The 24,070-nt window shown below is 64.8% G+C and carries 20 protein-coding genes, 1 tRNA gene, 1 pseudogene and 1 riboswitch; of the genes and pseudogenes, 9 read left to right on the top strand and 13 right to left on the bottom strand.

The window, feature by feature from the left end; all coding sequences use genetic code 11:
* On the top strand, positions 1 to 559 hold a 559-nt coding region (gene dgoD, locus ACZ1A1_RS08480; RefSeq protein WP_463619547.1), incomplete at its 5' end, for a galactonate dehydratase.
* Between the two features lie 52 nt (positions 560 to 611).
* Here the strand turns inward: dgoD and ACZ1A1_RS08485 are convergent.
* Together ACZ1A1_RS08485 and ACZ1A1_RS08490 are read right to left on the bottom strand one after the other, a co-directional pair.
* Complete coding sequence (locus ACZ1A1_RS08485) at positions 612 to 1,241, bottom strand: invasion associated locus B family protein (RefSeq protein ID WP_415215535.1); 630 nt, start codon at positions 1,239 to 1,241, stop codon at positions 612 to 614.
* A gap of 303 nt (positions 1,242 to 1,544) precedes the next feature.
* A complete protein-coding gene (locus ACZ1A1_RS08490; protein WP_463619548.1) occupies positions 1,545 to 2,069 on the bottom strand; it encodes a hypothetical protein in 525 nt (174 codons plus the stop codon).
* A 209-nt stretch (positions 2,070 to 2,278) separates the two neighbouring features.
* Here ACZ1A1_RS08490 and ACZ1A1_RS08495 point away from each other — a divergent pair, with 209 nt between their 5' ends.
* Both ACZ1A1_RS08495 and ACZ1A1_RS08500 read left to right on the top strand, forming a co-directional pair.
* Positions 2,279 to 3,013 (top strand): response regulator, encoded by a 735-nt coding sequence (locus ACZ1A1_RS08495; protein WP_463619549.1) that lies wholly within the window; start codon positions 2,279 to 2,281, stop codon positions 3,011 to 3,013.
* Complete coding sequence (locus ACZ1A1_RS08500) at positions 3,010 to 4,266, top strand: ATP-binding protein (protein WP_463619550.1); 1,257 nt, start codon at positions 3,010 to 3,012, stop codon at positions 4,264 to 4,266. Before ACZ1A1_RS08495 ends, ACZ1A1_RS08500 begins: the two co-directional genes overlap by 4 nt.
* Positions 4,267 to 4,713: 447 nt before the next feature.
* Here the strand turns inward: ACZ1A1_RS08500 and ACZ1A1_RS08505 are convergent, their stop codons facing one another.
* From ACZ1A1_RS08505 to ACZ1A1_RS08520, 4 genes and pseudogenes are all read right to left on the bottom strand, one after another.
* A complete protein-coding gene (locus ACZ1A1_RS08505; RefSeq protein WP_463619551.1) occupies positions 4,714 to 5,121 on the bottom strand; it encodes a helix-turn-helix domain-containing protein in 408 nt (135 codons plus the stop codon).
* A 36-nt stretch (positions 5,122 to 5,157) separates the two neighbouring features.
* Positions 5,158 to 8,232: an efflux RND transporter permease subunit gene (locus ACZ1A1_RS08510; protein WP_463619552.1), complete on the bottom strand. Its 3,075-nt coding sequence runs from the start codon at positions 8,230 to 8,232 to the stop codon at positions 5,158 to 5,160.
* Positions 8,229 to 8,897: pseudogene (locus ACZ1A1_RS08515) on the bottom strand (efflux RND transporter periplasmic adaptor subunit); the annotation flags it as partial. The pseudogene ACZ1A1_RS08515 and the gene ACZ1A1_RS08510, both read right to left, overlap by 4 nt.
* A 214-nt stretch (positions 8,898 to 9,111) precedes the next feature.
* Positions 9,112 to 9,188 (bottom strand) — tRNA-Pro (locus tag ACZ1A1_RS08520).
* A gap of 160 nt (positions 9,189 to 9,348) precedes the next feature.
* Here ACZ1A1_RS08520 and ACZ1A1_RS08525 point away from each other — a divergent pair.
* Positions 9,349 to 9,855, top strand: coding sequence for an MgtC/SapB family protein (locus ACZ1A1_RS08525; protein WP_463619553.1), 507 nt, complete (start codon positions 9,349 to 9,351; stop codon positions 9,853 to 9,855).
* A 310-nt stretch (positions 9,856 to 10,165) separates the two neighbouring features.
* Here the strand turns inward: ACZ1A1_RS08525 and cysN are convergent, their stop codons facing one another.
* The 7 genes from cysN to betI form a co-directional block, all read right to left on the bottom strand.
* Positions 10,166 to 11,641, bottom strand: a complete 1,476-nt coding sequence (cysN, locus tag ACZ1A1_RS08530) for a sulfate adenylyltransferase subunit CysN (protein WP_463619554.1) — start codon at positions 11,639 to 11,641, stop codon at positions 10,166 to 10,168.
* Between the two features lies 1 nt (position 11,642).
* Complete coding sequence (gene cysD, locus ACZ1A1_RS08535; protein ID WP_119255529.1) at positions 11,643 to 12,596, bottom strand: sulfate adenylyltransferase subunit CysD; 954 nt, start codon at positions 12,594 to 12,596, stop codon at positions 11,643 to 11,645.
* A 45-nt stretch (positions 12,597 to 12,641) separates the two neighbouring features.
* Positions 12,642 to 13,394, bottom strand: coding sequence for a phosphoadenylyl-sulfate reductase (locus ACZ1A1_RS08540; RefSeq protein WP_463619556.1), 753 nt, complete (start codon positions 13,392 to 13,394; stop codon positions 12,642 to 12,644).
* Between the two features lie 386 nt (positions 13,395 to 13,780).
* A complete protein-coding gene (gene betA, locus ACZ1A1_RS08545; RefSeq protein WP_463619557.1) occupies positions 13,781 to 15,433 on the bottom strand; it encodes a choline dehydrogenase in 1,653 nt (550 codons plus the stop codon).
* A 203-nt stretch (positions 15,434 to 15,636) separates the two neighbouring features.
* Positions 15,637 to 17,100 (bottom strand): betaine-aldehyde dehydrogenase, encoded by a 1,464-nt coding sequence (gene betB, locus ACZ1A1_RS08550; protein WP_463619558.1) that lies wholly within the window; start codon positions 17,098 to 17,100, stop codon positions 15,637 to 15,639.
* 1 nt (position 17,101) lies between these two features.
* Positions 17,102 to 18,631, bottom strand: coding sequence for a choline-sulfatase (gene betC, locus ACZ1A1_RS08555; RefSeq protein ID WP_463619559.1), 1,530 nt, complete (start codon positions 18,629 to 18,631; stop codon positions 17,102 to 17,104).
* 41 nt (positions 18,632 to 18,672) lie between these two features.
* On the bottom strand, positions 18,673 to 19,308 hold the full coding sequence (betI, locus tag ACZ1A1_RS08560; protein ID WP_463619560.1) for a transcriptional regulator BetI: 636 nt from the start codon (positions 19,306 to 19,308) through the stop codon (positions 18,673 to 18,675).
* A gap of 151 nt (positions 19,309 to 19,459) precedes the next feature.
* Here betI and ACZ1A1_RS08565 point away from each other — a divergent pair, with 151 nt between their 5' ends.
* From ACZ1A1_RS08565 to ACZ1A1_RS08585, 5 genes are all read left to right on the top strand, one after another.
* Positions 19,460 to 20,008 carry an HdeD family acid-resistance protein gene (locus ACZ1A1_RS08565; protein WP_313194156.1) on the top strand — a complete coding sequence of 183 codons (549 nt, stop codon included), beginning with the start codon at positions 19,460 to 19,462 and terminating at the stop codon, positions 20,006 to 20,008.
* A gap of 62 nt (positions 20,009 to 20,070) precedes the next feature.
* Positions 20,071 to 20,134: riboswitch (Fluoride riboswitch) on the top strand.
* Between the two features lie 100 nt (positions 20,135 to 20,234).
* Complete coding sequence (gene crcB, locus ACZ1A1_RS08570; RefSeq protein WP_463619561.1) at positions 20,235 to 20,624, top strand: fluoride efflux transporter CrcB; 390 nt, start codon at positions 20,235 to 20,237, stop codon at positions 20,622 to 20,624.
* Complete coding sequence (locus ACZ1A1_RS08575) at positions 20,621 to 21,058, top strand: EamA family transporter (protein WP_313194158.1); 438 nt, start codon at positions 20,621 to 20,623, stop codon at positions 21,056 to 21,058. Before crcB ends, ACZ1A1_RS08575 begins: the two co-directional genes overlap by 4 nt.
* Before the next feature lie 124 nt (positions 21,059 to 21,182).
* Positions 21,183 to 22,973, top strand: a complete 1,791-nt coding sequence (locus ACZ1A1_RS08580; protein WP_463619562.1) for an EAL domain-containing protein — start codon at positions 21,183 to 21,185, stop codon at positions 22,971 to 22,973.
* Between the two features lie 95 nt (positions 22,974 to 23,068).
* Positions 23,069 to 24,070 (top strand): NAD(P)H-quinone oxidoreductase, encoded by a 1,002-nt coding sequence (locus ACZ1A1_RS08585; RefSeq protein WP_463619563.1) that lies wholly within the window; start codon positions 23,069 to 23,071, stop codon positions 24,068 to 24,070.

Consider the following 24,070-nt stretch of genomic DNA (forward strand, 5'->3'; position numbering starts at 1 on the left):
GAAGGAACTCCAGCCCTACAACCTGATGTTCATCGAGGAGCCGGTGCTGTCGGAGAACCGCGAGGCGCTGAAGGAGATCGCCAACCATTGCTCGACGCCCATCGCGCTCGGGGAGCGGCTGTTCTCTCGCTGGGACTTCAAGTCGGTCCTCTCGGACGGCTATGTCGACATCCTCCAGCCGGACCTGTCGCATGCCGGCGGCATCACGGAATGCCGCAAGATCGCGGCGATGGCGGAAGCCTATGACGTGGCGCTGGCGCCGCATTGCCCGCTGGGACCGATCGCGCTGGCCGCCTGCCTGCAAGTGGATGCCGTCTCCTACAATGCCTTCATCCAGGAGCAGAGCCTCGGCATCCACTACAACAAGGGCAACGACATCCTCGACTACATCTCCAACAAGGAGGTGTTCCACTATGCGGACGGCTTCGTGTCGATCCCGCAGGGGCCGGGCCTCGGCGTGGAGGTGGACGAGGCCTATGTCGTCGAGCGGGCCAAGGAAGGCCACCGCTGGCGCAACCCGATCTGGCGTCACGAGGACGGCAGCGTCGCCGAGTGGTGAGGTCCATCGGGTATCCTTGCTGACGATCGGTCGCTCTTGCGCTGTTCGAGCGTCACGTTTTCGCAAGTTCCGTCAAGCGGGCGAGGGCCGTCGAGAAGCCTTTCAGTGAAATCTTGAAGGTCGGCGTAGCGCCTTGGCCATAGACCTTTCCGATGATCGTCATCGTGCTCACGTTTGCAATCCGGCTGATTTCGGCTGTGGAAAGAATCAGCGGAACAAGGCACCCGTCCGATATGCAGGTCGCAAAGCGGCCTTCCTTGATGAAGAAGCCGTCATCCAACTGCAGGCGGATGCCGTCGGCAAGGCTCAGCCCGAAGGGCATCAGGAGTGTAATCCGGGCGACGCTGTTTTCCGGCGCGGACATGCTGATCGCGATTATTTTTCGACCCGTATTGTCTTCCTGATATTGCCCCATCTGGCACTCGCGTACGGCTCCGGAATTCCTGCATTCAACGGCCCAGTCGCCGTAGTTTTCCTTGATGGCGTCAGCGCCGTTCGGGAGAGGCGCGCCCTCGTCTCCGGCTTGGCGGCCGCCGGTTCCGGCCGTGTCGTTCTGGGCAAGCTGCAGGGCATTGCCGGTGTTAGCGGCGTCTCCCACCTTCGATGGGAGGCTGGCATGAGCCATGCCGGCCGCCAAAATGAGGATGGTGGCCGCGCGGGCGACTGTTCGGTTCAGCGTCATGCGATCATTCCCAGCGATCGCGGGCGAGAGAATGTCGTGCGCTTCCGAAATGTTGGGTTATCCGGTGGCCGAGGGCGACGGTTGCGATCGTGATCGCCGGAACTGCCATGCGCAGCAGGAGTAGAAGGTCGAGCATCGTTTTCATCCTTGCCGGAAGGGGGGCGGCCAAATTCTGGAAGGTCGCGACCGGCCGGACGCGCGAATGCGGACGGGCGTCCGGCCGGCCGTCACCGATGGCTTTTCCACCGTGTCGTGGGGGCATGAGCACGGTGGAGAGGGACAAGCCATCAATAAGACTGGCGATCAGTCGGGTCGGGCATGCCGTTCTTCTGGACCGGGAAAGGGCGGATGGCCGCCCGGTGCAAAGGTCCGCTCCGCTTCCGCCAGCCGGCGGAACTGGTCGGGGTCCAGCGTTCCGCGCAGGGTTTCGATTGCCGCCTGCAAGGCCCTTGCCTTGTCCGTCATGCCGGCCGCGCGCTCGGCGAGGCGTTCCGAAAAGAGGGGCATGGGCTTGCCGTCCTTCATGTCGGGCTTGTGCTCCAGTTCCGGCTCTCCAAAGGGCTGCGGGCGGGCGCCGTCAAAGCCAGGGTCGCCAGCGCCGGGACCGCTGGCCTCGACCAGAGCGATCAGAGCAGCGGTGTAGGCATGCCATGCGGAGAGCTGGTCGGGCGTCACGCCGACATAGGTCTCCGCGGCGGCGAGCTTCGAGGCCAGCAGCAGGCCGATAGGCGGGAGATCACGGCCCGGCATCTGCGAAAAGGACGGCGTGGCGATCGATGCCACGGCAAGGGTCGACAGCAGCGCCACGGTCACAAGTCTGCGTTTCATGCGATGTTCCTTTCATGTCTTTGCTGGGGCCATGAATAGAAGCGTTGCATGTCGGGGATTGGGCTCTCTGTTGCCGGCAGGTTTCCGCCGCCGGCATTTTTGTAAACGAATGTTTCCGGGCGCGGTCAAGCAAAACTCTGTTACAAATTTCCCCGACGCTCCCCGCGCGAGGGCTAGGAATCCCTCCGCGGCCAAGGCAGTGGAAAGGCATGAACAATCCCGAGCACATATTGATTGTCGATGACGATCCGGAAATCCGTTCCCTGCTTGCCCGCTACCTCAAGGAGCAGGGTTTTCGCGTGTCCGTGGCGGCCGACCGCCGGGAATGCGAAGCCGCCATCGCCGACCGCAATCCCGCTCTCGTCGTTCTCGATGTCATGCTGCCGGACGGTTCCGGCCTCGATATCTGCCGGAGCCTGCGCGACCAGCGGCCTTCCGTCCCGGTCATCCTGCTGACGGCGCTGAAGGAGGATGTCGACCGGATCATCGGCCTAGAACTGGGCGCGGACGATTATCTCGGAAAGCCCTTCAATCCGCGCGAGCTTGTGGCGCGGATGCGGGCGGTGCTGCGCCGGGCGGGGCGCGACGAGGCGGCCTTGTCCGCGCAGCCCGATACCAAATGCTACAGCTTCGCCGTCTTCGAAGTCGATCCCGCTCTTCGCCGCGTGGCCGTGTCCGGCGGGCCGGATGTCGAGCTGACGGGGGCAGAGTTCGATCTTCTCGGTGTCTTCCTCGAGCGGCCGGGCCGGTTGCTGTCACGCGATCAGTTGCTCGACCTGACGCAATCGCGCGAACGCGATCCGCTGGACCGTTCGATCGACGTCCTCATGAGCCGGCTTCGCCGCAAGCTCGGTGAGCGTTGCGAGGGCCCGATCTTCAAGACTGTGCGCAACAGCGGGTACCAGCTCGCCGTGCCGGTCAGGATTCTGCCGGTGATGCGATGAGATCGCTGCGCGCCCGCATCGTTGCCCTGCTCATTCTCGCCATCGTCACGGTCGTGGGACTTGCAACCTTTGCGGCGAGCCGGGCCTTGCAGCCGCCCGTTGCGGGGGAACGCACCCATCCGGTCGTGCGGCAGCTTCAGCTTCTCGTTTCGCTCGCCGAGGGGAACAGACCGGCTGCGGTCGCGGCGGGCCTTGTTCTACGCGACACGCCCGCTTCCGGGGTGCAGGACCCGGTCATGTCGGATCTCCTGTCCAAGGCGCTCGGCGGAAGGACGGTCGTCGTGGCGCGCAATGATGGCAGCCCTTCCATGACGGCTTCGGTAGACATCGGCAACAAGAGCTGGCTCCTTGCAGAAATTCCCGATAACCGGCCGCCGCCCGGCGGGTGGATGGTGCTGGCCGGCTGGATCGTACTGATCATCCTCGGCAGCACGGCCGTGTCGATCTTCGCCGCCTCGAAGATCATTCGGCCGCTGCAACTGCTCGAAAGCGCGGTCGGGCGCATCGGCGCGGACGGCGTGCTGGCGCATGTCCCGGAAACGGGGCCGGGCGAGGTGCGCGCGACGGCGCAGGCCCTCAACCGGCTTTCAGCCCGCTTGCAGACGGCGATGGAAAGCCGCATGCGGCTGGTCGCCGCCGCCGGCCACGACCTTCGCACGCCGATGACGCGCATGCGGCTCAGGGCCGAGTTCATCGCCGACGATGCGGAGCGCGGCAAGTGGCTCGCCGACCTTGAGGAACTGGATGCCATCGCCGACAGCGCTATCCGCCTCGTGCGGGAGGAAGCCAGCATGGAGGAGGCAGAGCCGGTCCGGCTCGACGACATGATCAGGGACATCGCGGATGAACTCGGCCAGCTCGATCTTGCGGTGACCCTCTCGACGCTGGCGCCGCTGACGGTCGCCGCCGCGCCGCTGGCCCTGAAGCGCGCCCTGCGCAATCTCGCCATCAATGCAGCGACACACGGCCGGGGAGGGACGATTACTCTTCGGCGAGAAGATAGAAATGCGGTACTGGCGATCCTCGATGAAGGCCCCGGTATTCCCGATCACCTCATGGGGCAGGTCTACGAGCCCTTCTTCCGTGTCGATGCCGCCCGCCGCAAGACGAGCTCCGGCGCCGGCCTCGGTTTGGCCATCGCCAAGGAGATCGTCGAGCGTTTCGGCGGCACGATCGACATCGCTAACCGCAAACCCTCCGGCCTCGCCCAGACCGTCACACTTCCGCTCTTGATCGAGATATCCGAAGTGTAGGCCGTCTCCCGATGGAGCGAAGACGCCGCTGGCTTGCTACGCCTCCTGCTTCATATCTTCAGAACGTCTTGGTGATCGACAGTTTGAAGTATCGCCCCGGCTCGCAATAGAAGGCCCGGTTCGCCGAGGTGATGGAGGTCACGTCCTTGGTCTCCAGAGCGTCGTAATATTCCTTGTCGAAGAGGTTGTAGATGCCGGCCTGAAGGCGGCCACAACCGGTGCGGCCAATTGTAATGGAGCGCTAGTCCTGCCTACCGCGGATAAGCAGGAGCGCCTTCACGATTCGAGTGGAAAAGCGAAAGCACTCCCACGGCGCGGGCAGCGCGCGAAAACGCGAGGCGACTCTCATGTCAAGTTGCTTCCAAAGGAAGGTAAATATTGCAGCAGGAAGTTTAATTTGCCCTTCGCGGTCGTTTTATTCCTGTTCGATGGAACTACGAAGCTTTGTCATTCTTCGGCCTCATCCTGGCGGCTGCCTGTTTCGGCGACCGCCGTTACGAGCCGTATGATTCTGGCGCGCAACGTTCGCGAATTTATCCGAATGAATGCCATATTGAGTTCGACCCCTTCGCGGGCCATCACAAAGCGGGCAAGCTCGTCGAAGGGCGTTTCGCCCAGTGTACCGGATGTCGTGTCGGCCGGAAAGAAATACGACGGCGGCACTTTGAGAAGCTCCGCGATTTGCTGAAGCCGGCTGGCGCTGACCCGGTTAGTACCCTTCTCGTATTTCTGGACCTGCTGGAACGTTATGCCGATGGTGGATGCCAACTCCGCCTGGGAAAAGCCCAACAGCCGGCGGCGGATTCTGATTTTCTCCCCCACCTGAATATCGATCGAGTTCGGTGCTCTTGTCATGCGGCAGTTCCCTCTGAGCTCGATCGGTCCTCACGGTTAGGCGATCTGTGGCTTGTCTTCACTCTTTCCGTGCAAGAGCCGCTTCAGGCCTTGCAGGAAGTCGTCGACGAAGGTGAAGATGACGGGGATGACGACGAGGCTGAGGACGGTGGAGGTCATCAGGCCGCCGATCACGACGATGGCCATCGGCTGGCGGAAGCTGCCGTCGCCGCCGCTGAGGCTCAAGGCTACGGGCAGCATGCCGCAGCCCATCGCGATCGTCGTCATGACGATGGGGCGGGCGCGCTTGTGGCAGGCGTCGACGAGAGCGTCGAAGCGCGAGAGGCCGGCGCGGCGTGACATGATCGCGTATTCGACCAGCAGGATCGAGTTCTTCGTCACCACGCCCATCAGCATCAGCAGGCCGATGACCGCAGGCATGGAGAAGCTTGTGCCGGTGATGACGAGCGGCAGGAGCGCGCCGCCGAGCGACAGCGGAAGGGCCATCAGGATGGTCAGCGGCTGGAGGAAGTCGTGGAAGAGCAGGACCAGCACGGCATAGATGCAGAAGACGCCGATCGCCATGGCGATGCCGAAGCTCTCGAAGAGTTCGGAACTGCGCTGTAATTCGCCCTGCTCGACGAGCGACACGCCGTCCGGAAGGTTCTTGAGGGCCGGCAGCGCCTGCGCCTCGCGGTTGACGTCGCCGAGGATGCGGCCGTTGAGTTCGACGGACAGTGTGACGTTGCGCGACCGGTCGATGCGGTTGATCTCCGAAGGGCTGCCGCCGATGCGGATCTCGGCTACCGAGCCGAGGTCGACGCTACCGCGCGTGCCGGCGACGCGCAGGTTGGCGATGTCGTCGAGCGTCGTGCGGTTGCTGGGATCGAAGCGCACGCGGATCGACAGCTGGCGCTGCGGCAGGTTGAGCTTGGCGAGCGAGGCGGAATAGTCGCCGTTCGTCGCCACCCGGACCGCCTCGGAAATCGCTTCGGTCGTGACGCCGAGGGCGGCGGCGCGGTCGAGGTCCGGCACGATCTGGATTTCCGGGGCCTGGAGGGAGGCGCTGGAGGTCACCGCGCCGATGCCCTGAAGGGTGCGCAGCTCCTCTTCCAGCGCGCCAGCGGCCTGGTCGAGCGTATCGGAGTCGTCGCTGGCGAGCGTGATCTCCAGCGTCGTGCCGTTGCCGCCGGTGCCCACCTCGACACGGACGCCGGGCAGGACGGCGAGCGCCGTGCGGATATCGTTCTCGATCTCGGCCTGCTTGCGGTCCCGCGCGCTGATCTCCGTAAGGTTGACGACGAGCGTGGTGCTCGCCGTGTCGCTGGTCGTGGAGGAATCGGGCCCGCCGCCCGAGGAGGCGCTGCCGACGGCAGAGAAGACACGGGTGACGTCTGGCAGCCCGGCGACGATTTCCTGCGCCTTGCGGGTGAGCGCATCCGTCTGCTCGATCGTGCTGCCCGGCTGGAGCGTCAGCGTCACCTTGGTCTGCGCATCGTCCGAGGCGGGCAGGAAGCCGGAGGAGAGCAGCGGGATCGTCGACAGCGACAGGCCGAGGAAGACGCAGACGCCGAGCATGGTCAGCTTGCGGTGGCTGAGGCAGGTCTTCATGAGTGCCATATAGGCGCGCATGATCCGGCCGTCCTTCTCCTCGACGGGATGCGCCTTCATGACATAGGCCGCCATCATGGGCGTCAAAAGGCGCGCGACGAGCAGCGAGGCGAGCACCGCGACGGCCGCCGTCACACCGAACTGGCGGAAGATGAGGCCCGGAATGCCGCTCATGAAGGCGGTGGGCAGGAAGACGGCGACGAGGGTGAAGGTGGTGGCGATGACGGCAAGACCGATCTCGTCCGCCGCCTCGAGCGCCGCCTCCATCGGCGGCTTGCCCATCTGCAGGTGGCGGGCGATGTTCTCGACCTCGACGATCGCGTCGTCGACGAGAATGCCGACCACGAGCGAGAGCGCGAGCAGGGTCACCGTGTTGAGGCTGAAGTCGGAAAGGTACATGACGAGGAAGGTCGGGATGACCGAGAGCGGCAGTGCGACGGCCGAAAGCAGGGTTGCCCGCCAGTCGCGCAGGAACAGCCAGACCACGACGACGGCGAGGATCGCGCCCTCGTAGAGCATGTGCATCGAGCCGTCGTAGTTCTCGACGATCGGCCCGACGGTGCTGTAGGCCTCGACGATCTCGACGTCTGGGTTGGCGGCGGCAAAATCCTTCATCGCCGTCTCGATGGCGGTTGCGACACCCGTATCGGAAAAGCCGTTCGAGCGCTTCACCTGCACGGCGATGACCGGCTCGCCGTCGAGATAGGCGATGGATGCGCGGTCGGAGAAGCTGTCCGTCACCGTGCCGATCTCGTCGAGCCGGACCAGTTCGCCGCTGGGCAGCGGAATGGCGAGCGCCTTCAGGTCCTCGATGGAGGAGACCGCGCCGCGCGTGCGGATCGACTGCTTCGCTCCGCCGATCTCCGCCCGGCCGCCCGAGGCGTCCGACTGGACGGATTTGAGCTGCGAGGAGACCGTCGCGGCGCTGATGCCGAGCGAGGTCATTACCTGCGGATTGAGGTCGATATGCACCTCGCGGTCGATGCCGCCGAGCCGGCTGACCTCGCCGACGCCGGAGACGGCGAGCAGCGCCTTGGTCATGTCGTTATCGACGAACCAGGAAAGCTCCGTCTCGTCGAGACGGGAGGAGCGCACCGCATAGGTGAGGAGGGGCGAGCCCTGCACCGTTACCTTCGTCACGCCCGGTGTCTGCATCTGGGAAGGCAGGTCGCCGCTCGCGCTGTCGACGGCGTTGCGCACCTCGTTCAGTGCCTCCTCGCTGTCCTTTTCGAGCTGGAAGGAGACGTTGATGGCGACCGAGCCGTCGGTGATCGTCGTCGTGATATGGTCGAGGAGGCTAAGTGAGGCGAGCTTGTCCTCGATCTTGCGGGCGACTTCCGTTTCGAGCTGCGCGGGGGCGGCGCCCTCCAGCGATGCGCTGACCTTGATGGTCGGCAGATCCATATCGGGGAAATTCTGCACCGGCAGCTTGTCGAAGGCCAGCAGCCCGCCGACGGTCAGCAGGATGAAGAGGAGAATGGCGGGGACCGGATTGCGGATCGACCAGGCGGAGAAGTTCATCGGGCGGCTCCTTCTGCCGTCGTGTCCTCGACGCGGACGAGGGCCTTGTCCGAAAGGAATGCGCCGCCGGTCGTCACGACGTCGGCCGTGCGGTCGAGGCCGGAGAGGACTTCCACCTCGCCGCCGTTGCGGCGGCCGGTTTCCACGCGGAGGCGCGTCGCGCGCCTGTCCTTGTCCACGGTGAAGACGTAGGCGATGCCGTCGCGCAGCACGAGTGCCGTCTCGGGCACGGTCAGCGCCGGCGTCGTCTCCAGCTCGATCTGGCCGGTGACGTAGAGCCCGACGGGCGGGTGTCCCTCCGCCGGCAGCGCCACATAGGCGAGCGCGCGGCCGGTATCGGTACTGACCGTCGGCCCGACGAGCCGGACGCTCCCCTCGATCCGCCGGTCTCCGGGACCGGAGATCGTGGCCGTCAGGCCTTCCTTGACGCGGGGAAGGTAGCGGGCCGAGATTTCCGCCTGCCATTCGACGCGCTGCTGGCGCACCAGCCGGAACAGCTCCGTGCCGGAGGAGACGACCGCGCCGAGCTGGGCCGAGCGGGAGGTGACGAGCCCGTCGTCGACGGCGACGATGGTCGTCTGGGCGAGCTGGATCTTCTGGCTTTCCAGCGAGGCCTCGGCGGATTCGACGCCCGCGGTCGCCGTCTGTTCGGCGATCAGGTATTTTGGAGACCTTATTGCCTAGCTCCGAGCAATGGTAGTGCTGCTGCCTACGTGGCAGGTCGACTGAACGGGAAGAGGTCCTCTTTGGAGGGTCTTTTCGATTCGGTCATCACGGACCGACGAGGGGGTTCCGTCAGAGTTTCTATCAGTTTTCGTATCGGGAAATTTTGTCAGCCCTCTGGATGGCCGTAAATCCTTGTTTTGAAAGGATTTTAACTGGTCGGAGTGGAGTGATTCGAACACTCGACCCCCACGTCCCGAACGTGGTGCGCTACCAGACTGCGCTACACTCCGTGACCAGTGGCGCCTCCTATAGAACAGGCTTTCGGTTTCGACAAGCGCAAAATATCAAAAAAATTCGCGATGTTGGGGAAAGTGCCGGAACGCCGGGGAAAACTTTTTGAAAGGCTCGAAATGCCGGGAACCGGAGGCTGGATCCGGCGTTTGCCGGGCCATGGAACAGATCGTTGCAGACCTTTTTCCGAACACGCAGGTGCCCTATCCGGTCATCCTTGCCCGCATGGTGGGGGCGATTCTTTTCGGTGCGGTCATCGGTGCAGAGCGGGAATATCGTGATCATGCGGCGGGCCTTCGTACCCATATCCTCGTTGCGCTCGCGGCCTGCGTCTTTGCTCTTCTCGCGCTCGAAAGCGTGCATATGGCCAGCTTTTCCGATGAGCAGGTTCGTATCGATCCGCTCCGGGTCGTCGAGGCCGTCACTGCAGGCGTCGCCTTCCTTGCCGCCGGCATGATCGTGTTCTCGCGTGGCGAGGTGAGGGGACTGACGACCGGCGCGGGCATGTGGCTTGCCGGCGCCGTCGGGCTTTCCGTCGGCCTCGGCTACTGGTTCGTCGGCTTCTTCGCGACGCTTGCCTGCTTCATCGTGTTGTTCATCCTCGGAAAGTTCGAGACGCGCCTCGGCGCGGAAAGGTCGAAGGAAGAGGATGGCAAGCAGAGATGAGAGACGCGTCCGTTTTTCCATCGGGATGTGCTGATGGAACAATAGGGCGGGTGTGACGTTATTGTCTCAACGCAATAACGAAAAGGAAAATACCGATGGCTCGGGCATTGATTCTCTGGTTGATGGGCGTTCCGCTCTTCATCGTTCTCCTGCTCTGGTATTTCTTCTTCTGAGCAGTTGCAGACGATGTGACATATCCTGTCATGGGCACTCTTTGCTTCCGGCAAAGGGTGCCTTTCTGTTTCCCGCGGCAGTTCAAACGAGAAGCGGCGCCGCAAGGGCGCCGCTTTCCAATGTGTTTCAGGAAAGACTATTCGTCCAGATCGGCAAGCACTTCCGCGGCGCGGCCCGCGCTCGTGTGGCGCACGTCGACGTCGTGGCGGCGGCTGGCGAAGAGTTCGCTCGCCATGATCTTTTCCGCAAGGTCGGCGGGCAGTGAGAGCAGCACGCGCTGGTCTTCTTTATGGATGCCGCCGAGCTCGGAGCGGCGGCCTGTGATCATGCCGCCGGCCACCGTGTTGTTCGTGTCGGGGTCGATCAGGATGAAGGCGCCGGTCGTGCGGTTCTGCTCATAGGTGTCGAAGATCGCCTGTTCGTCGAAGGTGAGATGCACCTTGCCGATGGCGTTCATGCCGAGCTTTTCCGCCGCGCCCCACTTGGAGGTCTTGAGGTCGAGCTGGCTCACCGGCTCGACGGTGACGCGCTGGCGGCGCGAGCCGCTCTTCAGCCAGTAGCGTTTTCCCGGCTCGATGCCTTCCGGCTGGAGGGCGACGAGCTGCGCGTCGAAGCTGCGGCCGGTCATCGGCTGGCTGTCGATGGCGACGATCATGTCGCCGCGCGCGACGTCCACCTGACGGTCGAGCACGAGGGTGATGGCGTCACCCGCCACGGCGGCGTTGCGCACGAGGTCGAAGGTGACGATCTTGGTGACGTTGGCGACCATGCCCGAGGGCAGCACGACGACCGAATCGCCCGGCTTCACCGAACCGCCGGCGACCGTACCTTGATACCCGCGAAAACTTTCGCCGGGGCGGGAGACGCGCTGCACGGGCAGGCGGAAGCCGACCGTCTGGTTGGAGCGGGTCGTGGCCTTTTCCAGCGTCTCGACCAGCGTCGGGCCGTCGTACCAGGGCATGGCGGCGCGGCCGTCATAGACGACGTTCTCGCCCTTCAGTGCGGAGATCGGGATGGCGGTGATCTGCTTGACGCCGAGCGTCAGGGCGAATTCCTTGAAATCGTGCACGATCTCTATGAAGCGGGCGCGGTCGTAGTTCGTCAGGTCGATCTTGTTGACCGCGAGAACGAACTGGCGGATGCCCATCAGCGAGGCGATGGTGGCGTGGCGGCGCGTCTGCTCGAGGATGCCGGCGCGGGCGTCGACCAGAAGCACGGCAAGGTCAGCCGTGGAGGCGCCGGTCGCCATGTTGCGGGTGTACTGCTCGTGGCCGGGCGTGTCGGCGACGATGAAGGAGCGGCGGTCCGTCGAGAAGTAGCGATAGGCGACGTCGATGGTGATGCCCTGCTCGCGCTCGGCCTGCAGGCCGTCGAGCAGCAGCGCGAAGTCGGGCAGGCCGAGATCGTTCTGCTTGCCGCTGTCGCGGTGGAGCGTGGCGGCCTGGTCTTCCTTGACGGCCTTGGTGTCCCAGAGCAGGCGGCCGATCAGCGTCGACTTGCCGTCGTCGACCGAGCCGCAGGTGATGAGGCGAAGCGGGCGGGAATCGCGGATCGCGCGGGCCGGTTCCTCAAGGGGGAGGATTTCGGCGGTTGCGGTGGCGGAAACGGTCATCTCAGAAATACCCTTCGCGTTTCTTCTTTTCCATGGAGCCGGACTGGTCGCGGTCGATCGCGCGGCCCTGGCGTTCGGAGACGGTGGCGGTCTCCAGCTCGGCGATGATGTCGTCCAGCGTTTCGGCATTGGAGCGGATGGCGCCGGTCAGCGGGAAGCAGCCGAGCGTGCGGAAGCGGATGACGCCTTCCTGTTTCACTTCGCCGGGAAGCAGTTCGAGACGCGGATCCTCGGCCATGATCATCATGCCGTCGCGCTCCACATAGGGGCGCTTCTTCGCGAAATAGAGCGGCACGATGGGGATGTCCTCGGCCTGGATGTAGCGCCAGATGTCGACCTCGGTCCAGTTGGAGAGCGGGAAGGCGCGCACGCTCTCGCCCTGGCGGATCATGCCGTTATAGACGTTCCACAGTTCCGGGCGCTGGTTGCGCGGGTCCCAGCGGTGGTCCGGCGTGCGGAAGGAATAGATGCGCTCCTTGGCGCGCGAAGCCTCCTCGTCGCGCCGCGCGCCGCCGAAGGCCGCGTCGTACTTGCCGGCGTCGAGCGCCTGGCGCAGCGATTCCGTCTTCATGATATCGGTGTAGAGCGCCGAGCCATGGCTGAAGGGCGTGACGTTCTCCGCCGCGCCGCGCGGGTTGACGTGCTCGATGAGGTCGAGGTCGTATTCCTTGACGATATTGTCGCGGAATTCGATCATCTCGGCGAACTTCCAGCCCGTGTTGACATGCAGCAGCGGGAAGGGGACGCGGCCGGGATAAAAGGCCTTGCGGGCGAGATGCAGGAGGACGGAGGAATCCTTGCCGATCGAATAGAGCATGACGGGGCGCTCGAATTCGGCGGCGACTTCGCGGAAGATATGGATGGCCTCGTTTTCCAGCGCCTTCAGGTGCGGATCGAGCGGGGGCTTGGGCGTGGCGTTCGGCTTAGCTTCCGCCTCGTTACGGATATCGGACATTAAACTCTTCACTCCGGATGGGATGCCCTGGGAGGGCTGTTCGGGTCAGGCCGCGCTGGGGGCCGGGATGGGGGAGGCGGTGGCTTCGTGGACGTGCAGGCCGCATTCGCGCTTCTCGTCGTTCTCCCACCACCAGCGGCCGGCACGCTCCGGCTCGCCGGGCTTGATGGCGCGCGTACAGGGCTCGCAGCCGATGGAGGGATAGCCGCGGGAATGCATCGGGTTCACCGGCACGGCATTGTCGGCGACGTAGGCCTTGATGCGGTCGATGTCCCAGTCGGCGAGCGGGTTGATCTTGATGAGGTTGCGCTCGACATCGTACTCGGCGAAGGGCGTGTCCGCCCGATTGCCGGACTGGCCGCGGCGCAGGCCCGTGATCCAGAAGGAGGCTCCGTCGAGCGCGCGCTGAAGAGGCTTCAGCTTGCGCACGCCGCAACAGGCATGCCGCGCCTCGACGCTCTCGTAGAAGCCGTTGAGGCCGTATTGCGCCGCATAGGCGTCGATGTCGTCCTGCGCGGGCACGTAGCGGGCGATGGTGATGCCGTACTGGCCCTCGGTCTCTTCGATGAGGTCCACGGTCTCCTTGAAGAGACGGCCCGTCTCCAGCGTCACGACGTCGATGGCAAGGCGCTCCGTGCCGATGGCGGCGGTGATGACCTGGTCCTCGATGCCGAGGCTGGTGGTGAAGACGGCGCGCCCGCCGAGCTCGGCGACGAGCGCGAGGCGCCCGGCAAGGTCGAGACCAGCCAGTTTGTCGTTCAGGGCTTCCGCGATCCCGTTTCCGGTAAGAGCAGTCATTCCGTTTCCAAGCCTTTGCGAGAATTTGCCGGATTATCGCAGGGTTGGCGGAGAGCAGACAGCAAAACGGATTTCCAAAGCCTCAGGCCGAGGAGCAAATATCTCTCCATCTGCGGCTCGGGGCAGAAATCCTGCCGCCGGGGAAGGCTTTGATATTATTCTATGAATTTAGTAGAAAATAGGGCGCGTCCTTATGAGGCAAGAACGAGCGCATGTGGAGCTGCCCCTCACCCTAACCCTCTCCCCGCAAGCGGGGAGAGGGGACTTGCCCCACGCAACCTTAGAGATGTGGGAAGCGGGCGCGGCATATCTCCTTCTCCCCGCTTGCGGGGAGAAGGTGGCCGGCAGGCCGGATGAGGGGCTCCATTCAACAGAACCACCACCGCCTACCGGTCGCTCACCGCCGCCCGCGGATTGACCCACGGCTCCTGATTGGAGCGGGCCAACGGCTGTTTTCCGAGGATGTGGTCGGCCGCCTTCTCCCCCGTCATGATCGACGGCGCGTTGAGGTTGCCGTAGGTGACATGCGGGAAGATGGAACTGTCCGCCACACGCAGCCCATCGACGCCGATCACGCGGGTCTGCGGGTCGACCACCGCCATCGGGTCGTCCGCCGACCCCATGCGGCAGGTGCCGCAGGGATGGTAGGCGCTTTCCAGATGCTCGCGCAGGAAGGCGTCGATCTCTTCGTCCGTCTGCACTTTCTCGCCGGGCTGGATTTCCGGGCCGCGGAACTCGTCGAAGGCCTTCTGGCTGAAGATCTCGCGGGTGAGGCGCACGCAATGGCGGAACTTCACCCAGTCTTCCTCGTGGCTCATGTAGTTGAAGCGGATCACCGGATCGGCCATCGGATCGGCCGAGCGGAGCGTCACGCTGCCGCGCGATTTCGACAGGTTGTAGCCGACATGCACCTGGAAGCCATGGCTCCTGGCTGCCGCCTTGCCGTCATAGGAGATGGCAACGGGCAGGAAGTGATACTGGATATCCGGCTGCTTCAGCCCCGCCGCCGAGCGGAGGAACGCGCAGGCCTCGAACTGGTTGGAGGCCCCGAGCCCACCCTTAGAAAGCAGCCACTGCGCGCCCGCCACGCCCTGCCAGAACCACGGCAGCCAGGAATAGAGCGAGACCGGCTTGGTGGAGACCTGCTGGAAATAGAACTCCATGTGGTCTTGCAGGTTCGCGCCGACGCCCGGCCGGTCCACCTTCACCTCGATGCCCATGTCCTTGAGATGCTGCGCCGGGCCGATGCCCGACAGCATCAGCAGCCTCGGCGAGTTGAAGGAGGAGGCCGAGACGATCACCTCGCGGTTCGCCTTCACCATCTCGATCTTCCCACCCCACTCGATCTCGACGCCGATGGCGCGGCCGTTCTCGATGACGATCTTCCGCGCGAAGCAGCGCACGAGGGAAACGTTCTGCCGCTTCATTGCCGGACGCAGATAGGCGTTCGCCGCCGACCAGCGACGGCCGTTGTAGATCGTCTGCTCCATCAGGCCGAAGCCCTCCTGCTTGGAGCCGTTGTAATCTTCCGTCGTCTCGAAGCCGGCCTGCTGGCCGGCCTGGATGAAGGCGTGGAAGAGCGGGTTCGTCACCGGCCCGCGCCGCACATGCAACGGCCCGTCCGTGCCGCGCCAGCCCGCCTCGCCGCCGAGCGAGGTTTCCATGCGCTTGTAATAGGGCAGCACGTCCGCATAGGCCCAGCCCTGCGCGCCGAGCGCCTCCCAGCGGTTGAAGTCCTCCGCATGGCCGCGCACATAGACGAGCCCGTTGATGGAGGACGAGCCGCCGAGCACCTTCCCGCGCGGCGCGGTGATGCGGCGGTTGTTGAGGTTCGGCTCCGGCTCGGAGAGATAGCCCCAGTTATAGCGCTTCATGCTCATCGGCCAGGCCAGTGCCGCCGGCATCTGGATGAACGGCCCGATATCCGAGCCGCCATATTCCAGCACCATGACCGTATGCCTGCCGTCCTCTGAGAGCCGGTAGGCGAGCGCCGAGCCGGCCGAACCGGAGCCGATGATGATGTAGTCTGCGTTCTGCATGGCGGTGTTCTCTTTCGTGTGACGCTTGGCCCCTCATCCGCCTGCCGGCACCTTCTCCCCGCAAGCGGGGCGAAGGGGATGTGGCACGCGCTCAATCCGGCCATGACCACCCCCGATATGGAGGAAACCGGGGCAGCGACTTCCTTCTCCCCGTTTACGGGGAGAAGGTGCCGGCAGGCGGATGAGGGGCATTCACCATCAAATCAATACGGCGCCTCGACCTTGCCCATGGACACATAGACCGTCTTCAGCTCGGAATAGTGCTCCAGCGCGGCAAGCGAGTTTTCCCGCCCGAAGCCGGATTGCTTGGAGCCGCCGAAGGGGATTTCCACGGGGCAGAGGTTGTAGGTGTTGATCCAGAGCGTGCCGGCTTCGAGCTGGTCGACGACGCGGTGCGCGCGGGTGATGTCCGATGTGAAGACGCCGCCGGAGAGGCCGAACTCCGTGGCGTTGCCGCGTTCGATCACCTCGTCTTCATGGTCGAAGTCGAGCACGCACATGACCGGCCCGAAGATCTCTTCCCGCGCGATGGTCATGCCGTCGGTGACGTCGGCAAAGACGGTCGGCTGGATGTAGTAGCCGTCGCCCGACACGTCGTTCGGGATGCCGCCGCCGGTGATGAGCGTCGCGCCCTCGGCCTTGCCATCCTCGATATAGTCGAGAACCTTGTCGCGCTGTGCCTTCGAGACCATCGGCCCGAGCTGCGTCGCCTCGTCCATCGGATCTCCGATCAGGATTTTTTCCGTCCGCTCCTTGAGGCGCGAGAGGAACTTCTCCTTGATGCCCTTCTGCACGAAGACGCGCGTGCCGTTGGAGCAGACCTGCCCGGTGGAATAGAAGTTGCCGAGCATCGCCCCGCCGATGGCGCTTTCGAGGTCGGCGTCGTCGAAGACGATGAGCGGCGACTTGCCGCCGAGCTCCATCGTCACATGCTTGAGGTCGGCGGCGGCCGCGCCCGCGACCTTTTTGCCGGTCGGCACCGAGCCGGTCAGCGAGACCTTGGCGACGTCGGGGTGATTGACGAGCAGCGGCCCGGTCGTCCGGTCGCCCTGGATGACGTTGTAGAGACCCTTCGGCAGCCCCGCTTCGATCAGGATCTCCGCGATCTTCAGCGCCCCGAGCGGCGTGTTCTCCGAGGGCTTGAAGACCATGGCATTGCCGCAGACCAGCGCCGGCGCGCCCTTCCAGCAGGCGATCTGCTGGGGATAGTTCCACGCGCCGATGCCGACGCACACGCCGAGCGGCACGCGCTTGGTGAAGGCGAAGTCTCCCCCGAGCGGTATGTAATCCCCGTTGAGGCCGACTGCTGCGATGCCGCCGAAGAATTCGAAGGCGTCGGCGCCCGAGGTCGGGTCGGCGACGATGGTCTCCTGGATCGGCTTGCCGGTATCGAGCGTCTCCAGCTCGGAAAGCTCCCGGTTCCTTTCGCGCATGATCTCGGCGGCGCGCTTGAGGATGCGGCCGCGCGCCGTCGGGCTCATCGCCGCCCATTCCTTCTGCGCGCGTTTCGCCGAGGCGACGGCCTGTTCCACGATGGCGGGTGTTGCTGCATGCAGCTTCGCGATCACCTCGCCGGTGGCGGGATAGAGGCTCTCGAAGGGCGTGCCGGCGACGTCCTCCACATAGTCGCCGTCGATAAAGTGCGAGGCTTTCGGTTGGGCTCTCATGTCATTCTCCCCGAGGATAGCGTTTGGATTCCTCGAGATTGTCGAGGTTCATGTGGTTGCGCATGTAGCGTTCGGATGCCTTCTGCAGCGGCTGGTGATCCCAGGGGTAATAGGCGCCGTTGCGCAGTGCCTCGTAGACCACCCAACGCCGCGCCTGGCTCTCGCGCACGGCGGCGTCGAAGGCGGCCATGTCCCAGCGCGCCTCGCGCATCTGGCGGAAGGCCTCCAGCGTCGCGCGGATCACAGGATTGTCGGAGACCGCGAGATTGGTCAGTTCCTTCGGATCGGCTTCGAGGTCGTAGAGCTGTTCCGGGTCGAGCTCGCAGTGGATATATTTCCACTTGCCCTCGCGGATGCCGACGAGCGGGGCATAGGAGGCTTCCGCCGCATATTCCATCAGCACGGGTGTCGTGCGCTCCGCGCCGTCGATGACGGGCACGAGGCTTTCCCCGTCCGTCCACGGCATCACCTCGTCCATGGAGATGCCCGCGAGGTCGCAGAGCGTCGGCGTCACGTCGAGATTGGAGGTGGGAGCGAGATGCAGGCCCGGCGTCACGCCGGGGCCGGCGATCATCAGCGGCACGCGGGCCGCGCCTTCGAAGAAGTTCATCTTGAACCACAGGCCGCGCTCGCCGAGCATGTCGCCATGGTCCGAGCAGAAGAATATCAGCGTCTCGTCCAGCATGCGCATGCGCGCCAGCGTGTCGACGAGCTCGCCGATCTTCTCGTCGAGATAGGAGATATTGGCGAAATAGGCCTGCCGCGAGCGGCGCACATGCTCGCCGGTGATGGCGAACTTGGCGTAGTCGCAGGAATGCAGGATGCGGGCGGAATGCGGATCCTGCTCCTCCAGCATGCCGACCTCCGGCGTCAGGTGCGCGCAATCCTCGTAGAGGTCCCAGAACTTCCGCCGCGCCACGTAGGGGTCGTGCGGGTGGGTGAAGGAGACGGTGAGGCACCATGGGCGGCGATACGCGTCGTCGTTCTCGCGGGAGAGCTGGTAGAGCTTCTGGTTCGCGAGGAAGGCGACCTCGTCGTCATATTCCATCTGGTTGGTGATCTCGGCGACGCCCGCGCCTGTCACCGAGCCCATGTTGTGATACCACCAGTCGATGCGCTCGCCGGGCTTGCGGTAATCCGGCGTCCAGCCGAAATCGGCCGGGTAGATGTCCGTCGTCAGCCGTTCCTCGAAGCCGTGCAGCTGGTCCGGCCCGACGAAGTGCATTTTCCCCGACAGCGCCGTGTAATAGCCGGCGCGGCGCAGGTGATGCGCGAAGGTGGGGATGGAGGAGATGTATTCGGCCGCATTGTCGTAGACCTGCGTGCGGCTCGGCAACTGCCCGGCCATGAAGGAGGCGCGGGCGGGCGCGCAGAGCGGAGAGGACGTGTAGTTGTTGCGGAACCGCGCCGAGCGCGCCGCGAGCGCCTTCATGTGCGGCGCATGCAGCCAGTCCGCCGGCCCGTCGGGGAAGAAGGTCCCGTTGAGCTGGTCGACCATGATGATCAGGATGTTCGGCTTGCTGGCGGTCACGGGCTGGTCCTTGAAAGGAATGAAACGGGTATCCGGAATTTCTATCGCGGCTGTATGACGGGCGGTCGCCGGGCCGCGGCGGCGGAAGCGGCGCCTGCGACAGCGGCAAGCTGGGCATTGAGGTAGCCTTCCGTCAGCGCGATGGAGGACTCGATGCTGACCGGCGCCGATTTCAGGCCCTGCCGCAGATAGAGCCCATCGATCATCGCCGCCGCGCCGTCGGCGATCTCGCTGGCGCGCCCGGCCGGGCAAAGCTGCTTCAGGCTGGCGAGCAGGTTGGAGTTCAGCCGCCGCGCATAGACGACGAGCAGCCGCCGCACCGCCTCCGAGCGCTGCGCCTCCGAATAGAAGGCCAGCCACGCGGCCACCGTTTCCGGCGCGAACTGGTGCGCCTGGAAATTGACGCGGATGACCGCAGAAAGCCTTTCGCGCGGCGTCGCCGCATCCTTCAGCGCCGCCACCGCATCCGCGCGCAAGGTGCGCAGGAGGCTGCGGATCGTCTCGATGACGAGCTGCTCCTTGGAGCCGAAATAGTGATGCGCAAGGGCAGGGGAAACGCCGGCATGGCGGGCGATCTCCGACATGGTCACGGTCAGCGAGCCGTGGTCGCCGACCGCCCGCAGCGTCGCGTCCACCAGCGCCTTGCGGCGCACCGGTTCCATTCCAACCTTCGGCATGTCGTTCCCCTGATTTATATCAAGGATATTTTTAATTGAGTGATCAATCAATAAAAATCTGATGCCGCGAAAGCATCGCAATCGCCTGTCGCAAAGCCCATTCGTTCTGTGCTAGGCTGACTTTGTTTTCATTCATTTTTCGAGGTGCACCATGGTCCTCTCCCCCGGAATGAACCCTCTCTCCGAAGTGCGTGCGAAATGGGGCTGGTTCGTCGCCCTCGGCGTCATCCTGCTCGTCTTCGGCGGCATCGCCGCCGCCAATCTCTTCATGGCGACGGTTGCTTCCGTCTATTATGTCGGCATGCTGATGATCGTCGGCGGCGCCGTGCATCTCGCCCATGCCTTCCAGGTGAAGGCCTGGCGGGAGACGATCTCCTGGGCGCTGAGCGCGCTGCTCTATCTCGCCGCCGGCGTGCTCGCCTTCGTCAATCCGGTGCTCACCTCGGCCGTGCTGACTCTCTTGATGGCGGCCGCGCTGCTCGTCGCCGGTATTTTCCGCATCTTCGCGGCCTGGCGCGTGCGGCCGGAAAGCGGCTGGGGCTGGCTGATGGCGGGCGGTGTCGTCACCGCGCTCGCCGGCGTGGTCTTCATCCTCGGCTGGCCGGTCAACAGCCTTTGGCTCCTCGGCCTCTTCCTCGCCTTCGACCTTGCCATGCAGGGCTGGGCGCTCATCGCCTTCGGCCTTGCGCTGCGCAAATAGCCGTTCCGGCCCAGGGACAGGCGGGGCGTTTGACAGCCGCCCCGCCAGCGCCTAGAAATCCGGTGTGGGATGGGGATGGAGCTCCCCGACAACTGCCGTTCACCGGCTGATAGCTCCTGCCAGACCGGCCAGCGATGGCCGTCGACGGCGGGAGCGTTTCTGGCGACCGCCCGAGGGCGGTTTTTTGTTGTCCGCAAACCGAACGCAGACCTTTGAGGCAACGGACATGAACTATCTGATCGTCTTTCTCGGCGCTGGCATCGGCGGGGCCGGCCGGCACGGGGTGAACGTGCTTGCGGCGCGGCTGGTCGGCACGGCCTTTCCCGCTGGCACCCTCGTCATCAACGTGCTGGGCTGCCTGCTGATGGGGCTGATCGCCGGTTTCTTCGCCTTTCGCGGCCACCTGCCGCAGGAAGCGCGACTGTTCCTGACGACGGGTGTCCTCGGCGGCTTCACCACCTTTTCCGCCTTCTCGCTCGATGCGGCGCTGCTCTGGGAGCGCGGCGAGGCGGGGCTGGCGGCGCTTTATGTCGGGGCTTCCGTTCTTTTTTCGCTCATCGCCGTCGCGGCCGGACTTGCGCTGGCGCGCACAATGCTCGCAGGAGGTGCAGTGTGAAGGGTCTTCTGACATCCTGGCAGGTCTGGGCGCTCGGCTCCGCCGTCTTCGCCGCGCTCACCGCCATCTTCGCCAAGATCGGCATCACCGAGGTCAATTCCGACTTCGCGACCTTCATCCGCACCGTGGTCATCCTCCTTGCCATCGCGCTCATGCTGACGCTTGCCGGCAACTGGCAGGCGCCAGGCGAGGTGCCGATGAAGAGCTGGATCTTCCTCGTTCTCTCGGGGCTGGCGACCGGCGCCTCCTGGCTCTGCTATTTCCGGGCGCTGCAGATCGGCAAGGCCGCGCAGGTCGCGCCGGTCGACAAGCTGAGCGTCGTGCTCGTCGCCGTCTTCGCCGTCCTCTTCCTCGGCGAGCAGCTTTCGACCGCCCATTGGATCGCCGTGGTGATGATCGGCGGCGGCGCCTTGCTGCTGGCGCTTCCAATATGAGCAGATTCTTTTTCAACTCCTTGTAGTTGCTGCGCTTTCATTAAATTGTCATACTAAGGAAACGGTTTCTTCAGGGATCGCGGCGGAGACTTCAGCGCATCGTTCACGCCCCCTGGAGCTGCGCATGTCCGCCGCCGAATTGCTAGCCCTTCGACGCTTCGGCGATGGCGAGATCGTCACGCTTGCCAAGCTGGTGATCGAGACCGCCTTCCAGCCCATCGTGGAGGTGGCGACCGGCGCGGTCTTCGGCTACGAGTCGCTGATGCGCGGCTTCGACCGCCTCGGCTTCCGCTCGCCGCTCGACCTGATCGACCGGGCGCACGAGGCCGGCCAGCTCCTGGCGCTGGAGCACATGGTCAACAGCCGCGCCATCGCGGCCTTCGCGGCCCTGCCGGATTTCCGCTCGCGCACGCTCTTCGTCAATCTCGATTCCCGTCTCGTGCCGGAAGGCGCGGACCTCGTGGAGCGGCTCGCCGGCCATCTTGGCCGCGCCGGCATTCCGGCCTCCTCGATCTGCTTCGAGATTTCCGAGCGTTTCGACAACGATACGCTGCCCGATTTCGCCGTCCTCGTACGCAAGCTGCGCCTTGCCGGCTTCAAGCTCGCCATCGACGATTTCGGCGTCGGCCATAACGGCCTGAAGCTGCTCTGCGATCACCCGGTCGACTATCTCAAGATCGACCGCCACTTCGTCTCCGGCATGGAGGCGGATGCGCGCAAGCGCCATCTGGTGCGCAACACCGTCAATGCCGCCCATGTGCTCGGCATCCGCGTCATCGCGGAGGGCGTCGAGACCGAGGCGGAATTCGTCGCCTGCCGCGAGGCGGGCTGCGATCTCGTCCAAGGCTGGTTCGTCTCCCGTCCCGTCACGGATTTCTCGGCGCTGAGCCCCGTCTATGCGCAGGTCGCCCGTGCCGGCGGCACGCGCCGCAATTCGCGCACGCTGGACAGCATCCTCATCCGCCGCGAGATCGAGCACGTCGCCGTGCTGCGCGAGAACGAGAGCCTGGAATCGGTCTTCGAATTCTTCCGCCGCGATCCCAAGCGCACCTTCTTCCCGGTGCTGAACGCCAATGACGAGCCGCGCGGCATCCTGCACGAATATCACGTCAAGGAACTGAGCTATCACCCCTTCGGCCGCGACCTCCTGAAGAACAGGCTCTATCAGAAGAGCCTGTCGCATTTCGTCACCGCCGCGCCCATTGCCGATCTCGATACGCCCGCCGAGCAGCTTCTCGACGTCTTCACCGGCATGGGCGGCAACGAATGCGTGATCCTGACGGAGAACATGCGCTATGCCGGCATCCTCTCGGCCTCCTCGCTCCTGAAGATCATCAACGAGAAGCGGCTGAAGACGGCGGAGGACCAGAACCCGCTGACCGGCCTTCCCGGCAACCGCTCGATCCGCGACTACCTGCAGGACAAGGCACTCGACGGCGATCAGCTCCGGTGCCTGTGCTATTTCGACTTCGACAATTTCAAGCCGTTCAACGATCACTACGGCTTCCACAAGGGCGACCTTGCGATCTCGCTCTTCGCCTCGCTGCTGCGCCGCGAATTCGTCGGCGAGGATGTCTTCGTCGGCCATGTCGGCGGCGACGATTTCTTCGCCGGCATCTGCGGCCGGCCGGTCGAGGCCGTGCGGGAGACGCTGGAGCGGCTGCTTGCCGATTTCGCCCGCGAGGTGCGCTCGCTCTATTCGCCGGAGGATCGGCTCGCCGGGGAAATCCGCGGCCACGACAGGGCGGGCAATGCCACCAGCTTCCCGCTGATGCGCTGCTCGGCCGTGGTGCTCGTCGTGCCGCTCGGCGACATGATCGGCGAGGCGGCGCAGATCAGCAGCCGCATCGCCGCGCTCAAGGCCGCCGCCAAGGGCAGCGATGCCGGCCTCATCCTCTCCTCCACGCTGGAGTGACGATTCAACTTTCCTCCGGAACCGATTCAAAAGACACGCGCTTTGGGCTAGAACCGTCGAATTGAAGTTCTCCATGAAGCGCAGGAAGGAAAGCCATGTCAGTTCCATCGACCATGTCCTATGTCGGGCTCAGCGAGCATGGCGGCCCGGACAATCTGGCGGTGACGGAGGGCAGGACCCCTGAGCCGCGCGCCGGTGAAATCCTCGTGCGTGTCGAGGCGGCGGGCATCAACCGGCCGGACGTCCTCCAGCGCAAGGGCGAATATCCGCCGCCGCCCGATGCCAGCCCCATTCTCGGCCTCGAGATCGCAGGCGAGGTGGTCGCGCTCGGCGAGGGCGTCACCGGCCATGCGGTCGGCGACAGGGTCTGCGCGCTCGCCAATGGCGGCGGCTATGCGCAATATTGCGCGGTGCCGGCCTCGCAGGCGCTGCCCTTCCCAAAGGGCTACGACGCGGTGAAGGCGGCGGCGCTGCCCGAAACCTTCTTCACCGTCTGGGCCAATCTCTTCATGATGGCGGACCTGAAGGCCGGCGAAAGCGTGCTGATCCATGGCGGCTCCAGCGGCATCGGCACGACGGCGATCCAGCTTGCCGCCGCCCTCGGCGCGCGCGTCATCGCGACGGCGGGCTCGCAGGAGAAGTGCGAGGCCTGCCTCGGCCTCGGCGCGAGCCGCGCCATCAACTACCGCAGCGAGGACTTCGCCGCCGTCATCGCTGAGGAGACGGGCAAGGCCGGTGTCGATGTCATCCTCGATATGATCGGCGCGGCCTATTTCGAGCGGAACCTGAAGTCGCTCGCCCGCGACGGGCGCCTGTCGATCATCGCCTTCCTCGGCGGGGCGGTGGCGGAGCGGGTGAACCTCGCCCCCATCATGCTCAAGCGCCTGCGGGTGATGGGTTCGGCCATGCGCCCGCGCACGGCGGCGGAAAAGCAGGCGATCCGCGACGAACTTTTAGAAAAGGTCTGGCCGTTGCTGGAGGAGGGGCGCGTCGCCCCGGTCATCCATGCCGTCATGCCTTATGGCGAGGCCGCCGCCGCCCATCGCATGATGGAAGAGGGCGACCATATCGGCAAGATCGTGCTGACATTCGGCTGA

The sequence above is a fragment of the Shinella sp. R2-11 genome (assembly GCF_055330205.1).

What these genes read in the sequence shown, in the direction of transcription:
- ACZ1A1_RS08505 (WP_463619551.1), bottom strand. Translation starts at nt 5,121, where the DNA reads ATGACAAGAGCACCGAACTCGATCGATATTCAGGTGGGGGAGAAAATC.
- cysN (WP_463619554.1), bottom strand. Translation starts at nt 11,641, where the DNA reads ATGACCGTTTCCGCCACCGCAACCGCCGAAATCCTCCCCCTTGAGGAA.
- cysD (WP_119255529.1), bottom strand. Translation starts at nt 12,596, where the DNA reads ATGTCCGATATCCGTAACGAGGCGGAAGCTAAGCCGAACGCCACGCCC.
- betI (WP_463619560.1), bottom strand. Translation starts at nt 19,308, where the DNA reads ATGCCGAAGGTTGGAATGGAACCGGTGCGCCGCAAGGCGCTGGTGGAC.
- ACZ1A1_RS08585 (WP_463619563.1), top strand. Translation starts at nt 23,069, where the DNA reads ATGTCAGTTCCATCGACCATGTCCTATGTCGGGCTCAGCGAGCATGGC.
- crcB (WP_463619561.1), top strand. Translation starts at nt 20,235, where the DNA reads ATGAACTATCTGATCGTCTTTCTCGGCGCTGGCATCGGCGGGGCCGGC.
- ACZ1A1_RS08490 (WP_463619548.1), bottom strand. Translation starts at nt 2,069, where the DNA reads ATGAAACGCAGACTTGTGACCGTGGCGCTGCTGTCGACCCTTGCCGTG.
- ACZ1A1_RS08500 (WP_463619550.1), top strand. Translation starts at nt 3,010, where the DNA reads ATGAGATCGCTGCGCGCCCGCATCGTTGCCCTGCTCATTCTCGCCATC.
- ACZ1A1_RS08495 (WP_463619549.1), top strand. Translation starts at nt 2,279, where the DNA reads ATGAACAATCCCGAGCACATATTGATTGTCGATGACGATCCGGAAATC.
- betB (WP_463619558.1), bottom strand. Translation starts at nt 17,100, where the DNA reads ATGAGAGCCCAACCGAAAGCCTCGCACTTTATCGACGGCGACTATGTG.
- ACZ1A1_RS08565 (WP_313194156.1), top strand. Translation starts at nt 19,460, where the DNA reads ATGGTCCTCTCCCCCGGAATGAACCCTCTCTCCGAAGTGCGTGCGAAA.
- ACZ1A1_RS08485 (WP_415215535.1), bottom strand. Translation starts at nt 1,241, where the DNA reads ATGACGCTGAACCGAACAGTCGCCCGCGCGGCCACCATCCTCATTTTG.
- ACZ1A1_RS08510 (WP_463619552.1), bottom strand. Translation starts at nt 8,232, where the DNA reads ATGAACTTCTCCGCCTGGTCGATCCGCAATCCGGTCCCCGCCATTCTC.
- ACZ1A1_RS08540 (WP_463619556.1), bottom strand. Translation starts at nt 13,394, where the DNA reads ATGACTGCTCTTACCGGAAACGGGATCGCGGAAGCCCTGAACGACAAA.
- betA (WP_463619557.1), bottom strand. Translation starts at nt 15,433, where the DNA reads ATGCAGAACGCAGACTACATCATCATCGGCTCCGGTTCGGCCGGCTCG.
- ACZ1A1_RS08525 (WP_463619553.1), top strand. Translation starts at nt 9,349, where the DNA reads ATGGAACAGATCGTTGCAGACCTTTTTCCGAACACGCAGGTGCCCTAT.
- ACZ1A1_RS08580 (WP_463619562.1), top strand. Translation starts at nt 21,183, where the DNA reads ATGTCCGCCGCCGAATTGCTAGCCCTTCGACGCTTCGGCGATGGCGAG.